This window comes from Gammaproteobacteria bacterium, from assembly GCA_011375345.1.
GTDB lineage: Bacteria > Pseudomonadota > Gammaproteobacteria > DRLM01 > DRLM01 > DRLM01.
This window is the reverse complement of record DRLM01000053.1, coordinates 42,033-56,056: the sequence shown is the minus strand read 5'-3', so window position 1 is coordinate 56,056 and position 14,024 is coordinate 42,033. Positions and strand designations below refer to the sequence as shown.

11 protein-coding genes are annotated in these 14,024 nt (G+C 63.7%); 4 read left to right on the top strand and 7 right to left on the bottom strand.

Annotated features, from left to right (window positions below):
• The first annotated feature begins 646 nt into the window (after positions 1-646).
• Positions 647-1,174 (top strand): GTP-binding protein, encoded by a 528-nt coding sequence (locus ENJ19_04060; protein HHM04903.1) that lies wholly within the window; start codon positions 647-649, stop codon positions 1,172-1,174.
• Between the two features lie 115 nt (positions 1,175-1,289).
• Here ENJ19_04060 and ENJ19_04055 read toward each other — a convergent pair whose 3' ends face one another.
• A complete protein-coding gene (locus ENJ19_04055) occupies positions 1,290-1,634 on the bottom strand; it encodes a histidine triad nucleotide-binding protein (protein HHM04902.1) in 345 nt (114 codons plus the stop codon).
• Positions 1,635-1,779: 145 nt separating this feature from the next.
• Between ENJ19_04055 and ENJ19_04050 the strand changes: the two genes are divergently transcribed.
• From ENJ19_04050 to ENJ19_04040, 3 genes are read left to right on the top strand one after another with little or no spacing between them, the layout of a single operon-like run.
• Positions 1,780-2,082: an antibiotic biosynthesis monooxygenase gene (locus ENJ19_04050; GenBank protein ID HHM04901.1), complete on the top strand. Its 303-nt coding sequence runs from the start codon at positions 1,780-1,782 to the stop codon at positions 2,080-2,082.
• On the top strand, positions 2,079-3,272 hold the full coding sequence (locus ENJ19_04045) for an iron-containing alcohol dehydrogenase (GenBank protein ID HHM04900.1): 1,194 nt from the start codon (positions 2,079-2,081) through the stop codon (positions 3,270-3,272). The genes ENJ19_04050 and ENJ19_04045 overlap by 4 nt, the downstream gene beginning before the upstream one ends.
• Positions 3,273-3,275: 3 nt before the next feature.
• Positions 3,276-4,118 (top strand): MipA/OmpV family protein, encoded by an 843-nt coding sequence (locus tag ENJ19_04040; GenBank protein ID HHM04899.1) that lies wholly within the window; start codon positions 3,276-3,278, stop codon positions 4,116-4,118.
• A 12-nt stretch (positions 4,119-4,130) separates the two neighbouring features.
• On the opposite strand, the gene ENJ19_04035 is transcribed toward ENJ19_04040, so the two are convergent.
• The 6 genes from ENJ19_04035 to tilS form a co-directional block, all read right to left on the bottom strand.
• A complete protein-coding gene (locus tag ENJ19_04035; GenBank protein ID HHM04898.1) occupies positions 4,131-4,613 on the bottom strand; it encodes a DUF3617 family protein in 483 nt (160 codons plus the stop codon).
• Positions 4,614-4,621: 8 nt separating this feature from the next.
• Positions 4,622-8,362: a hypothetical protein gene (locus ENJ19_04030; GenBank protein HHM04897.1), complete on the bottom strand. Its 3,741-nt coding sequence runs from the start codon at positions 8,360-8,362 to the stop codon at positions 4,622-4,624.
• Positions 8,363-9,005: 643 nt separating this feature from the next.
• Entirely contained in the window at positions 9,006-9,461 is a 456-nt protein-coding gene (locus ENJ19_04025; GenBank protein ID HHM04896.1) for a hypothetical protein, read from the bottom strand.
• A gap of 68 nt (positions 9,462-9,529) precedes the next feature.
• Positions 9,530-11,245, bottom strand: a complete 1,716-nt coding sequence (recJ, locus tag ENJ19_04020; protein ID HHM04895.1) for a single-stranded-DNA-specific exonuclease RecJ — start codon at positions 11,243-11,245, stop codon at positions 9,530-9,532.
• A 160-nt stretch (positions 11,246-11,405) separates the two neighbouring features.
• Positions 11,406-12,491, bottom strand: coding sequence for a hypothetical protein (locus ENJ19_04015; GenBank protein HHM04894.1), 1,086 nt, complete (start codon positions 12,489-12,491; stop codon positions 11,406-11,408).
• A 199-nt stretch (positions 12,492-12,690) separates the two neighbouring features.
• Entirely contained in the window at positions 12,691-14,001 is a 1,311-nt protein-coding gene (gene tilS, locus ENJ19_04010; GenBank protein ID HHM04893.1) for a tRNA lysidine(34) synthetase TilS, read from the bottom strand.
• Between the last annotated feature and the right edge of the window lie 23 nt (positions 14,002-14,024).

The following is a 14,024-nucleotide window of genomic DNA, read 5'->3' as shown; positions in this document are numbered from 1 at the left end:
GTTTTCACTTTGTTGGTCTACTTATCAGAAAACTGCGGGCGACACACCCTATACTTTAAAGACAATCTCGTGCCGGTGCGGGGTGGAGTGACGGCCTTAGAGTCAGGTGAGAACGACTATACTCTTGGTGCAATAGCCACACAAAAAGCGTGTGAGAGATTACCTCAATTCTCCTGGAGCGGCAAGCGCCTGAAACCGGCCTTTGTTTCGTCGGAACAACGATAGCCGCCGCGGCTGGCTGATAGTCATCGTATCATCGGTGAAACCTGATGAAAGCACCGCCAGGATGTAGGTTTCAATTCAAAAAAACCTCGTAACTGATTAATTATTAATCTTTAACCCATCCAAAACCCGACCGGACCGGGGATAGGAGGGCTTTCACTACCCCCCCCGTGCCCGGTGCGGCGCAAATACCCAGTTTCACGGTAAGCCATGCACCGCAGGCCCACACCTGGAGGGCAGGTGCCCAGCAATTTCTACACAACAAGAGTTGTTTTGTGACCCCACCCTCCATAGAATACCCAGGGTCCAATCTCTGCCGACAAAATAACTTTCCAACAACAAGCTGCAGGGATCCACAAGCCTCGGTTCCACACCATTCCGTACCGCGCTTTGGATTTTTTGCGAGCGGGAGTCAACTCTAACAATGAATATAAAGGTTGTGGTTTTCGGAGAAGGAAACAGCGGAAAAACAACTTTGGTGCGACTCTTCGCACCCGCGGCAAAAGGCGTGGAAACACAGTCCCGGGAGGGGCACGCCATCACCGTCGGGCTGGATTTCGGCATTCACACCCTTGCGGGTTATTCGCTTCATTTTTTCGGCACACCGGGCCAACCCCGGTTCGAATTCGTCCGCCGGGTCATCGCCAGGGGCGCCCACGTCGGCATCTTGCTGGTGGACAGTGAGCTGGCGGTCGCAGAAGGCGTGCCACCCCGCGCCCGTGTTATTGAGCAGGAGATGATCGATCAGGGCCTGCCCCATATCATCTGCGCCAACAAACGGGACCTGCCCAATGTGCTGCCGGTGGCGGACATTCAGACTCATTTTCAAAGCGAAGTGCTGCCCATCTCAGCCAAATCAGGCGAAGGCGTGGAACACATGAAAGCGTCTTTGACCACACTGCTGGAAACGCACTACGGCGAATCAAAACGCGGCAACGGCACCTCGGGCTAGCGCCTTCTCAAATATTGGGGGGGCAAAGCCTCCCCGCGGGGCGCGGAGTGGGAGTGCCCCCGAGCCGTTGCCACCGCCCGCCAATATTCCGGGCGGGACCCACCGGGCACTGCTGTCAACCGGGCGGCCACCCCATCCTGCGCCCACCCAAAACGTGCAGATGCAGGTGAAACACCGTCTGACCCGCCGCCTCATTGCAGTTTATCAGCGTGCGGTATCCCTCCGTGGCAATGCCCTGTTCCTCCGCCACGCGCTTCGCCGCCAGATACAACCGCCCCACCAGAGGCCCGTGTTCCAGCTTCAGATCATTGAGGGTGGCAATGTGCTGCTTCGGCACCACGAGCACGTGAACCGGCGCTTGCGGATTGATATCTTTGAACGCCAGCACGTCATCGTCTTCATAAACCACATCGGGCTTGATCTCACCGGCGACCATTTTGCAAAACAGGCAGTCCGACATGTGCAAATCCTTCTCGGTCAGTCTTCAGAGAAAACCGTGCCAATGGTACCACGCCGCCCGGCTGGGGCGCTTGCAAGGCGCCGGGGAAATTCCCATCATAGGCGGGCCCGGAAACGCTGCCCCGACACTTGATAAGGAGAACACCATGAAAGTCACGCTGGTGCACGTGCGCGTCAAAGCGGAGCATGTGAACGACTTTATTGCGGCCACCAGACTCAATCATTACGCCTCGGTGCAGGAACCGGGCAATCTGCGCTTTGATGTGCTCCAGGATGCCACCGACCCGCAGTCGTTCATTCTGTACGAGGCCTATCGCAGCGAGGCGGACGCCGCCGCCCACAAGAAAACGCAACACTACCTCAGCTGGCGCGAAACGGTGGCCGGCTGGATGGCGGAGCCGCGCCGGGGGGAGCCCTACAGCGGCCTGTTTCCCGTGGTCAGCGAATGATCCCGCCGCGCCCGTTTCAGCTCTCGCGCCTGCCCCGCATCCATTTTGGCACGGGACAGATCCAGGCGCTGCCGGCCCTGGTGGCGGCACAAGGTTCCCGCCTTCTGCTCATCACCAGCCGCACCGCTTTTCCGGCCTCGCCCCACTTCCAAGCCCTGTTGGACGGGCTGCGTGCCGCCGGCCTGCACTGGCATCACGAAACCGTATCCGGCGAACCCAGCCCGGCCACAGTGGACGCGCTGGTGGCGCGTTATCACGGCATGGGCCTGGAGCTGGTGGTGGGCATCGGGGGCGGCAGCGTGCTGGATGCCGCCAAGGCAGTGGCCGGGCTGCTCCCCAGCGGCGATTCGGTGATGGATTATCTGGAAGGCGTGGGCAGAGGGCGCCCCTACCAGGGTCCCGCCCTGCCCTTCATCGCCGTTCCCACCACAGCCGGCACCGGCTCCGAGGCCACCAAGAACGCGGTGCTCAGCGTGATCGGGCCCGAGGGCTTTAAAAAATCCTTTCGCGACGAGCGCCTGGTGCCTGTGGACGCGGTAGTGGATCCGGCACTGCTGGCCACCTGCCCCAAGCCGCTGCTGGCCGCCAACGCCCTGGACGCGCTCACCCAGTTGATCGAGTCTTATGTCTCCAGCCGCGCCCACGCGGTGTCCGACGCCCTGGCCCGCGATGGCATAGCCCGCCTCGGCCAGGGTCTGTTTCCCGCCTTGGAGGACAACAGTCAGGCCGCCGCCGGCCGCACTGCCCTGGCCTATGGGGCGCTGCTGTCCGGTATCACCCTGGCCCAGGCGGGGCTGGGGGCGGTGCACGGGCTTGCCTCCCCCCTTGGAGCCTTTTTCCCCATTCCCCACGGGGTGGTCTGCGGCCGCCTGCTGGCCCCCTGCACGGCGGTCAATCTGCAAGCCCTCAGGGACCGGGCACCGGACCACCCGGCCCTGGGAAAATACGCCGACGTGGCCCGACTCCTCAGCGGACGCGACCATCCCGACCCCGGCGCCGCCACAAACGCCCTGGTGAAACTGTTGGAAGACTGGACCCGCCGGGTGTCCCTGCCCCGCCTGGGGGACTTCCGCCTCCGGTCGGCGGATTTCCCCAAAATCATCGCCCACAGCCGCGGCAGCAGCATGAAAACCAATCCCGTGGTGTTGACGGACGCCGAGTTGCACCAAGCGCTGGAACAGGCGCTGTAAACCGTGACGTGCCGCCGCGCACTGCTCCTGGCCCTGGTGGCGGCACTCAGCCCGTTGCCCGCCGGCGCCGGCGGGCTGCCGCTGTGGGAGCTGGGCGTCGGTGCGGGCGGCGTGGTGCTGCCCCACTACCGCGGCGCCCAGAGCGTAACCGCCTACGCCCTGCCTTTTCCGTTCGTGCAATACCACGGCGAGCGCCTGCAAGTGGATGAAGAGGGGGTCCACGGCCTGCTGTTTCGTTCCCCCCGGCTGGAAGCGGATGTCAGCCTGGCCGGCGGCGTGCCCGTACCCGAGGATGCCGATACCGCCCGTCGCGGCATGCCCAGCCTGGACCCCACCGTGGAGATAGGCCCGTCGCTGGATATCAGGCTGGGCCCACTCAAGCCACGCGGACACGCCCTCTGGCTGCGCCTGCCGGTACGAGCCGCCCTGGCCTTTGACCGGAAACATGTGGATCACGCAGGGTGGGTGTTCAGCCCCTATGTGGAATATCTCAAGTTCAATGGCCGCCACAGCGGACCGTGGTCATTCTCGCTGTCCCTCGGCCCGCTGTTCGGCGACAAAAGCTACCACGAGTATTTCTACGAGGTAGCCGCCACCCACGCCAGCGCCGCCCGCCCCGAGTACCATCCGGCTGCCGGCTATGCCGGCAGCCGGGTCACCCTGGCCATGCAAAAAAGAACGCGGGGGTACTGGATCGGGGTATTCGCCCGGCTGGACTCACTCAGCGGCGCCACCTTTTCCGACAGCCCCCTGATGGAGCAGGAATTCTATTTCGCCACCGGCATCGCCGTTGCCAAGATCATCGCCAGCGCCAAAGAACCCGCCCGCCGGCAACGCGGACACTGAAACAGACCGTCCTCAACGGGCCTGATTGCAGGCCCGCATGCGCATGCCGCGCATCACGTATTTCATTTTCAGGCTGCGGTCACCGCCGATTTCCTCGATCAACACGTCCATATTGCCCTCGAAGTGATCACCGGCGTAGGTGATCTTCGCCTCGCCGGTCATTTCGCCCCGTTCGTCGGCACAGTTCACCTTCCAGGACACGTCATTACCGTCCACCTCGGGTTCGCTCATGTTACACCGCATGTTGGACTGGACGCTGTTGGGCACCAGGTCGTTCTGGTTGATGCACTTGCGCGATTTGATGGCCGGCATGGGAAAAGAACCACCTTCCACGTGCACCGTCACCGTGGTCTCCCACAAGCCCGGCACCACATTGGGGGCGGCGCCGGCCAAGCTGGAAGCCAGCGTCAAAACCAGACCCACGGCTCGCTTGCTGAACTCGCTGCTGGACACTGTCGTTGTTCTCCGTTTCCTGAGGGGACGCCAGTCTAGCATGGCACCGGTCAATTCACCGGGGGAATGGGGGTGGCGGTGAAAGTTTCGGTAAACCAGGGTTCGGCCAGGCCATCGAGGATAGTGCGCAAGCGGGTGTACTGAGTCTCGTCGATGCTGCTGGCCAGGCCCCGGGCCTGATGCCGGTAGGTGGACTCCACATCGTAGATATAGCAACCGCCCTCGATATCGGCACAAGTGGACTTGCAGGTGTTGGCCAAAGGGTCGTCCACTTCGTAGCACACCGACGCGCTGCTGGTCTGTACGGGCTCCATGAAATAGGGGTTGACATCATCATTTTCGTCAGCCCACAGCCCCTGTTCCATGGCCGACTGGGTCTTGTTTCTGGCCCACAGGCCATCGAAATCCACCCAGGACGCCTGAAAACGGCCCCCTTCAGAGCCGGCCGCCACGAAGCGTCCGCCGTCGGACATTTCCGCGGCGAAAACCGTGCCCAGATTCTGCACATAACCGCTGCCGTCGTTGCGGTCAATCAGGCGCGTCCCGAAATTGGGTGAGGCGGGGTCGATGTCCCACTGGAAGGCATAGGCCGCCAGGTTGACATTACCGCTGTAGCCTTCGCTCCGGGTGGTGAGCAGCTGAGCACCGTTGTCATGGCGGGAAAAATAACTGGTGAGCACCCGGCCGCCGTGGGCGACCCGGGTGATTTGCTGGGCAAAGGTCGCCCCATCGGCCGGGTCGGCGCCGATCACGTATGCGTAGCCATCGCTAGCGCCTGCCGCCACCCTGCTGCCGTCGGGAGCGAAGTCCACCACATTGACAGCCGTGCCGGCATTGAATGAACCCAGTTCCGCCGGCGGCATTACCGTGGCATCCCAAATCCGCACCACCCCGTCGGCGCCGCCGCTGGCCAGGCGGGTGCCGTCGGGAGAAAACACCGCAAACGCCGCACCGCCGGGATGGGCATTGGCGAGGGTGGCCAGCACCGTGCCGCTGGGATCCCACAGCATCAGCTTGCCGTCGGCACCGGCGGTCACCAAGCGGGTGAACGCCGGGTCGAACACCGCCGAATTCACCGCGCCCGTGTGACCGCTGTAGGTTTGCAGCACCGCACCAGTGGTGGCATTCCACAACCGCGCGGTGCGATCCACCCCGGCAGTCACCACCTTGGTGTCACCGTCGGCAAAAAAAGCGGTGTTGACGCCGGTGCGGGCGGAATTGTCCGGATCCGGCCCGTGGCCGATGAAGGCCTGCAAGGGCGTGCCCAACTGCACACTCCACAGCCGCGCCGTCCCATCACGGCCCGCCGTCAGCAGACGGTTGCCGTCACTGGAAAACGATACCCGCGACGCGGCACCCTGGTGACCGTTGAAAGGCTGGAACTGGTTCATGGCAAAGGGGTTGTAGGTGTCCACCACCCCGGTGCTGCGGCCCAGGAACACCACATCGTTGCCCGGACCGTAAAATGAAGCAGCGCGGGTGGGCGCAGTAATATAGGCGCTTTTGACCAGGGTCAGCGGAGTGCTGGGGGTTGCAGGCACGCTGTAAAAATAATGCCACCCCCCAAGGGCCAGCAACAAACGGGAACCGTCCGGGCTGAAGTGGAGAAAGTCATAACTGCTGCCGGCGAGATCCTGATAACTGTAAGCCGTTTGGATTTCCTGTCCGCCCACGGGGGAGGCATCCACCGCCGCCCAATGAAACAGGCCCAGCTGGGCACTGTCTGTGCCGCGGGAGGTAGTGGTAAAGACCTCACTGCCGTCCGGGCTGAAGGCGGCCCGCACATCCACCGTCTGGGTGCTGGTGTCGCTGGGACCGCTGTGGCGGAAAATCAGCTCGGTGTTGCGGGAGGGATCCCACAGGCGCGCGGTGGCGTCCCAATAGGCGGTGAGCACCCGAAAGCGGCCGGGATCGCCCGGTACCGCGGCAATATCCAGGCTGCGGAAACTGCGATTGCCACAATAATAGGTGGTGCCATTGGGGTCGAAAGTCCCCTCCACCACCGGCATAAACCATTGCTTCTGACTGCCGAGCAGCACGCCGTCGAGCTGCCAGTGCCATACCGTGGCGGCATTGCGGCCTTCACTGGCGCTCACCACCCCCGTGCCGTCCGGCGTGTACACCGCCCGGACGCGGGCAAGGCACAAGCCCTCCGCCGCATGGGTAAACGCCTTAAGCTCGCTGCAGTCGCTGCTGGCCAGGCGCAGGGCCCGGCCATCATCGCCGCCGGTCAGCACCTCGCTGCCGTCAGCGGAAAACTGCACACTGCGCACCGCCGCACCACCGTGGGGCGAACATTGCAGCAGTTCGGTGCCAAAAGTCGCGCCCATGGGATCAATATCGAAAATGCGCAAAGTGCCGTCTGCGCCGCCGCTGGCCAGACGCCGGCCGTCAGCGCTGACGGCCACCGCATTGACCTCGCCGCTGGCGGAGGCGGTAAAGCTGGGCAACAAGGCCAGATTGGCATCGTCACCATTCCAGACGATGGCAGAACGGCCGGTGTTCAGACCCAAAGAGGTGTACAGCGCTTCGGTATAAATTGTTTTCAGCAATTTTTTGTAGGCCGCCCACAGATGGGACCCTTTCAGGTCAGCGGGCTGCAAGTCCGCCGAGCGCGTCAGGGCGCCGCGGCTGTCGTCCGCCAGCACGGCGTTGAACAGGGCACGGCCGCCCGCAAACACATCTTCCGCCACCGCGGAGAAGTGCACCTTGGCATTGACCCCCCCCACAAAGGCGTGCCAGGTGAAAGAATCGCGCGCCGGATTGATTCCCAGTTCCAGGGCATAGTCGATGGTGCCCTGCACCACCCACAGGGCCGGATCGGTGTCCGTGGCAGGAATGCGCTGGATGCGGATCACGCTGGCGTCGTGGTGAAACTCGTCCTGACTGATGGGGGCGTATTTCATCACAAAGGATTTCGCCACCCCGCCGGGATCGGACTGGAACTGAAATTCAATCTGCGGCGGCCGGCAGTCAGACTGGTTGCAGGTAAAGGCCGGGCCCTGCATCAGATCGCGGGTCACGGTCATGCTACCGGAACTGCTGCCGTCGGCTTTCAACGTCCAGTCCATGCGGCCGATCAGACGGGTCTTGTCGGCCAACGGCGCCAGACCCACGGTAAAACTGTAATCACGCTGATCCACCGGCGCGGAACAATTGGCCACGCACTGGTATTTATATTGAATGGACAGACCCGTGCCGCTGTTGGTCTGCACGTCCGGGTTGGTGTACTCCACCACCGTGCCCTCGGCATTGGGCGGCGTATAGCGGGCGATGCTGGTGAGAATGCTGGTGGAAGAGGTGTAATCGAACACCGCCCGTTTCAGGGCGATGCGGATGGCGCGGGCGAAACACAGGCCCTGCAGTGCGCCATTGGCAAGCAAGGTGTACGGGGGTTCTTCCGGACCCCGACCGGGGCAGTTGGTTTGGGTGGCACTGTTTTGGCCCTCACCAAAGAAGGGGTCAAACATCAGGTTGAACGAAGTCTGGCCCGGATCGGAAGGCAGGGTCGCCGCCCCGGTGGACACTGAAATCGCCTTGAATTCGGGCAAAGAAAAACCCGTGGGCCGCCAGTTGGAATCGGCGGAAACCGGATTAGCCTCGGTGAGGGACAGCGGCAAGTCCACGGCCAGTTGATTATCGGCAGGAAGCCTGATGGCCGCCGAGGACTCGCCGCCACCCGAGCTGCCGCCGGAACAGGCGCCTAACGCAACCAGCAAGCCCCCAAGCCCCAAGACAAACCCGACCCGGGCCCAAACACCCCGGTGACCAGCGCACTTCATTCTAACCATTCGGCCTCACCTCAATGCAAAAACCCCGGAGGTTCCCGCCTCAATCGTTCGTCCGTCTGGATGCCTGCAATCTGCCGCGTGCAAGCTGCAGGTTTCGTAAAGCGCGTGGGCTCCAAGGCACACGGTGATGACTGCAAGCTAACGCGTGAATTAATCTTTCGCTGGTATTGTTGTTCTCTGTTTTATGATGCGTAGGAAAGACGGCCCAAAGGGCCTTAAGCTGATTGGCCAGGCGTCTTGCACGCCCGCGCCCGGCATCGAAAAACCACTGGGCATTCCGATTGCCCTTGACACCACTTCGCTACGGAAGGGTTTGCCCAACGTTCGCTACAGTACCGAACTTAAGCGCCACTAGTTTACCTTTTTCGGCCAGGGGCGAACAAGTCTTACATTGTTAGACATTCCGCACACGCACCCCGATCCCAGGGATCCCGCCCCCGCCCGTCATGACGCAGGCATCCACGCCCCTCACAGACACATTCCGGGTCATTAATATTAGCAAGTTATAATATACTAATACCCTTCCGGCCTTCCGCAACCCAGGAAGGTTAAGGGGTCAGAGCCCTTTAAGAAAGGCAACTGTCCAGCCCCCCTTGCCCCGGAACAAGACGATGTCTCTTGGATGCTGCAACGAGGTTCCGCGCTATCCTCCCATTCCCAACGCAATCCCCGAAGCGATATACCACTTCCCATCCACCCGCCGCAGATCAAGGGTTTCCCTGGTCTTGACGCTGCGTCCCGATGGCAGAAAGTGGTATTCGATCATCTGGGTGACACGCGCCGAATTGGCTTTGATGGACGGCCTTGTTCTTTTGTACCGGAACTCGATCTTCTCGTCGCTGGAGAACAAGCGTTCCATGTCGCTGACCACTGCCTCGAAGGGTATGCCGCTGGCGCTGTAGCCGGGCAGGATGATTGAGGCATAGAGATCGAGATCTTTGTTGTCAATGGCTTGTTTGCGGACTTCAAGCAGGCGGCTCACTTCTTTAATGGACTGTTCGACGGGGATTTCTTTTTCGCAACCGGCCAGCAGAATCAGCAGCAACGCCGCAGCGGCGATGGATGAATACTGCCGCAGCGTCATTGGCGACATGGACATGGTGTCTTACTCCTTACCGTTAAGCATTAATCCTGGAACGGGCGCCCTAAAAAAACTTGACCTGACGCTCATTCCATATGCTCGACCACCAACTGCGCCCGCCGTTCACCGCGGTATTCGTTGACGTCCAGCTTGTATGCCAGGCGGACACTGTCGGCCTCAATCGTGTCCTCGGCATTGAACCATATGGCATCGATGCTTCGCTCCAGCTCCGGAAGCCGCAGAGCAAGTTTGAGATGGCGCTCACCGACAATGCGGCGGGAGGCAACGTTGAACCGGCCGTCGAACACGGGCTCGGGGAAACCCTGCCCCCAGGGGCCGGCGGCGCGCAGGGTTTCGGCGAAACCGATATCCAGTTCCCGGGGGGACAGTTCACCGTCGGAGTGAATAACCCCGTGCAGATCGTCCTTCCCCAGATGACGTTTCACTTCTGCATCAAAGGCGACACGAAAGGCCTCGAACTGGTTCATGGGCAACGACAAACCAGCAGCCATGGCGTGGCCACCAAATTTGTTGAGCAGACCGGGATGGCGCGCCGCCACGGCGTCCAGGGCATCGCGGATATGCAAGCCGGGCACGGAGCGGGCGGAACCCTTCAGCTCGCCCTCTCCCGCGGCGGCAAAGGCGATCACGGGCCGGTGCAGCTTGTCTTTGAGGCGGGACGCCACCAAGCCCACCACGCCCTGGTGCCAATGGGGTTGATACAGGCACAGGCCGGTGGGCAGGACCGCGCCCTCATCCAGGGCCAGCGCGCTGAGTTCCGCCAGTGCTTCGTCCCGCATTTCCGATTCGATGGCACGGCGTTCGCGGTTGAGGGCGTCGAGCCGGGCGGCCAAGGCGCGGGCCTGCGTGAGATCATCGCTGAGCAGGCAGGCGATACCGATGGACATGTCCTCCAGACGCCCGGCGGCATTGAGCCGCGGCCCCACCATATACCCCATGTCGCTGGCGCCGATCCGCTCCCGCGGCCGCCCGGCCACCTGAAGCAGCGCCTGCACGCCGGGACAACACTGGCCGGCGCGGATACGGGCCAGCCCCTGGCTCACAAGAATGCGGTTGTTGTGGTCCAACGGCACCACGTCCGCCACCGTGCCCAGCGCCACCAGATCCAGCAAAGCCGCCAGATTGGGCTCCGTGATGCCGGCGCGGGCGAACCCGCCGCTGTCCCGCAAATGGGCCCTGAGCGCCAGCATCACGTAAAAAATGACCCCGACTCCCGCCAGGTTTTTGCTGGGGAAGCTGTCGCCGGCTTGGTTGGGATTGACAATGGCGTCCGCCTCCGGCAGCGCAGCGCCGGGCAAATGATGATCGGTCACCACCACCGCCATGCCCCGCTCCCGCGCTGCGGCCACCCCGGCCAGGCTGGAAATGCCGTTGTCCACCGTCACCAGCACCTCCGGCCGCAGGGATTCGGCGGCAACGACGATTTCCGGCGTGAGGCCGTAGCCGTAGTCGAAACGGTTGGGCACCAGAAAGTCCACGTGCGCCGCCCCCATGGCCCGCAAAGCCCGTACTGCCACAGCCGTGGCGGTGGCACCATCGGCGTCGAAATCCCCCACGATCAGAATGCGCTGACGATCACGCAGCGCCCGGGCCAGCACGGCCACGGCGGCGTCCATGCCTTTGAGCTGAGTGAAGGGCAGCAGCTGCCGCAGGGAGCAGTCCAGCTCCCGCGGATGAGATACCGCCCGGCTGGCGTAAATGCGGCGCAGCACGGGGTGCACATCGTCGGGCAGGATCAGTTCGCTGTCCCCGGCGGGGCGGCGGATGATGACTTTTTTCAATTCGGCTCCCTTCGCTGCATTGCCAACCCATTGAAATCAGACACAAACCAGACTGGCCCGGGCGCGGTGGCACCAAATCAAACCGCCGCAGCGTGGCTCAAACCTCCCTGCCACCCCCTATGGATATGGAGAAGCACAGGTGAAGGCGCTCCCTGAACGTTTAGTCCACCCTCACCCCGCCCTTCTCCCTGAGGGAGAGGGGACCGAAGGCATTACCGGCATTCAGTGCCGGCAAGGAACGGTGACGGCGCCACCAACGCTTTTGCGTTCTACTTGTCACGGAGAATATTGAATGTATTGTGTGAAGTGTGAAGTGCTGCAAACGGCCGCGGCGCACGGCCTCCGCCGCAGGCGCCAGCCAGGCATGATGCAGCACATTCAAGCCGTCCCGCCAGGCGTCCATATCGCCCATGGAAACCGCTTCGGACAGCCTGTCCCACACCAGCCAGTGGTGGCCCGCTTCCATCTGTTCCAAGCCCTCGGCCAGCCCAGCGGGCAACGGCTGGGTGTGCATCCCGGACGCCTGCGCCAAGGCGACCGCGAGGGCTTGTTCGCCCCACAGCACGTCGCCGGCTGCGGTAAGTCCCTCCGGCAGGCGGCCCCCGCCCCAGAACCACAAGCTGTTCACCACCGGCAGACCGCGCTGCCGGCGCACCCGGTTGACGGGGCTGGCATGGAGCAGCATCTGGGCTTCATTGAGCAGACTGCGCCAGCTTGCGGCATCGGGACCGTCGGGCATGTGGGCAAGCACGTCCTGCCCCACCACTTCCGACAAGGGCGAGGTGACCACGGCGGCGGCCCGGCTCAGGCGAAGATAAGCCCGCCCGCCACGGACCAGCTCCAGGGCCATGCCCAGCTCGGCGAAATGGGGCGCCAGCTCGGCGTTGAGCTGGGCGCGCTCTTCCGGTTCCAGTGCCAGTGCGCTGTTGCCCAGCATCACCAGGCGGTCCCGGTCGGCCCGCAGGTGCACGGGGTCGGCCCGCAGCCAATAGTCCTGCCCGGCATCACCCCTGTCCATTTGCCGGGTGAGGGCGGCGATGGGCAAATCCGCATTGTCTTCTGAATGAAGACCAAAACAGGCGCACAACGCGGCTTCGAAACTTCCCCCACCGCCGGCGCTGCGGTCGGCGCGGCTGAGCATGGCGGTGGTGGCGGACAGATCCAGCCCGGCCAGCCAGTCGCCTTCCCGGGGAAGGCCGGGCGGGCCGAAGAAGCCGGGGGCGAAGAGGGTGAGTTGGGCGGGCATTGTCTGATTGCCGTGGGTCTGGGTTGGATCGGGAAATTGATATTTTTGCCCCCCCTGATCCCCCTGTCTCATAGAGGGAGTGGAAGGCTGGAACTGTGGCGAACCGGGCACTCCGGTTTCTTGCTCTTCATTAATTTTAAAAGAACGGGCCGGGAGGGGGGACTTTCCAATTTCAGCCAACAAGCCCGTAACAACCCCCTCACGGCCAACCCCCCCCTTCGCGGACAATCACCCCCCCCGGTTCTGACGGGGCCGCGCCCGCCGGCTCACACACCAGCACCCCCGCGACGGCCAACAGCGCAGCACCATGATACAGCAAGGGCAGGCGCTCACGCGCCCATGGCGGCACACCCTGTTCCTGAAGCAGTTTTTTCAACGGGCGGGTGCCGCCCCGCCCCGCGGGCCGGCACCGTTCGCCGCCGCGGCGGTAGCGCACCGTCACGCGCCCGCCCGGACAACAAGCCAGCCGGATACCCTCCCCTTCCCCACGCCGGGCACGCAGGCGCGTGCCGTCGGGCAGGATCAGGGGCCCGGTCAAAGACCATTCCACGGCGAATTCCGGGTCAATGGGCGGCAGGGGCGGACCGGCGTAGAGCGCGTCCCGGTAGCGGCGCACTTCGGCGCCGGGCCAGTGAACCAGGGGTTCGGCGTCGGCGCGGGCGCGGAGCACGTTCTGCTCGATGTGGAGCAGACGGGCGGCGTTGGGCAGGGGCAGGCCTTTTTCCTTCAGCCAATAACGCAAAAGGTTGCGGCGGCGGGGACCGTCCATGGTCAGCAAGGAGGCGATGCTGAGGGTGCCCGGCGTCGTTCCCGCCGCTTGCACGAGATCGCCGGCGGCCAGTTGATCCAGCAAAGCGGCGGCCTCGGCCTGGTGGCCCGCCGCCCGGGCCAGGGCGCGGCCGGCGCCGGGCCAGCGTTCGGCAATGCCGGGAATCAGGGCGTGGCGGAGGTGGTTGCGGTCAAAGCGGGTGTCTTCGTTGGAGGGGTCGTCGATCCAGTGCAGCATCTGCCCGGCGGCATAGCGGGCGAGTTGAGCGCGGCTGTAGTCCAGCAGCGGCCGGAGGTGCAGCCCGTCCCCGAAAGCCGCCGCTTCGGGCATGGCCGCCAAACCGTGGGGGCCGGCGCCGCGCAGCAGTTGGAGCAATAACGTCTCGGCCTGATCGTCTCGGTGATGGGCGGTGAGCAGCAGTGTGCCCTGCTCCACACATTGGCGCAAGGCGCGGTAGCGGGCCCGACGCGCGGCGGCTTCAGGGCTCTCTCCCGGCGCGGCGCGGACGGTCACCTGGCGACCGAGGTAGTCGACGCCCAGCGCCTGGCACACCTGCCGGCAGTGAGCCGCCCAGGCGGCCGATGTGGCTTGCAGACCGTGGTCGATGTGAACGGCGGCCAGTGGCGGCAAGCCGTCCCGCACACTGGCCAGCGCGTGGAGCAGAACGTGGGAATCCCGTCCCCCGCTGTAGGCGACGAGCAGGCGCGCAGCAGGAAGGTGGGCCTGAAGGCGCTGCGCCAGGGCTTGCGGTGAAAACTGAGGGT

Bases quoted from the DNA above. Each gene is read 5' to 3' on its own strand.
- ENJ19_04060 (HHM04903.1), top strand. From the start codon at position 647: ATGAATATAAAGGTTGTGGTTTTCGGAGAAGGAAACAGCGGAAAAACA.
- ENJ19_04030 (HHM04897.1), bottom strand. From the start codon at position 8,362: ATGGTTAGAATGAAGTGCGCTGGTCACCGGGGTGTTTGGGCCCGGGTC.
- ENJ19_04015 (HHM04894.1), bottom strand. From the start codon at position 12,491: ATGCCCGCCCAACTCACCCTCTTCGCCCCCGGCTTCTTCGGCCCGCCC.
- ENJ19_04055 (HHM04902.1), bottom strand. From the start codon at position 1,634: ATGTCGGACTGCCTGTTTTGCAAAATGGTCGCCGGTGAGATCAAGCCC.
- ENJ19_04025 (HHM04896.1), bottom strand. From the start codon at position 9,461: ATGTCCATGTCGCCAATGACGCTGCGGCAGTATTCATCCATCGCCGCT.
- ENJ19_04050 (HHM04901.1), top strand. From the start codon at position 1,780: ATGAAAGTCACGCTGGTGCACGTGCGCGTCAAAGCGGAGCATGTGAAC.
- ENJ19_04045 (HHM04900.1), top strand. From the start codon at position 2,079: ATGATCCCGCCGCGCCCGTTTCAGCTCTCGCGCCTGCCCCGCATCCAT.
- ENJ19_04035 (HHM04898.1), bottom strand. From the start codon at position 4,613: ATGCTAGACTGGCGTCCCCTCAGGAAACGGAGAACAACGACAGTGTCC.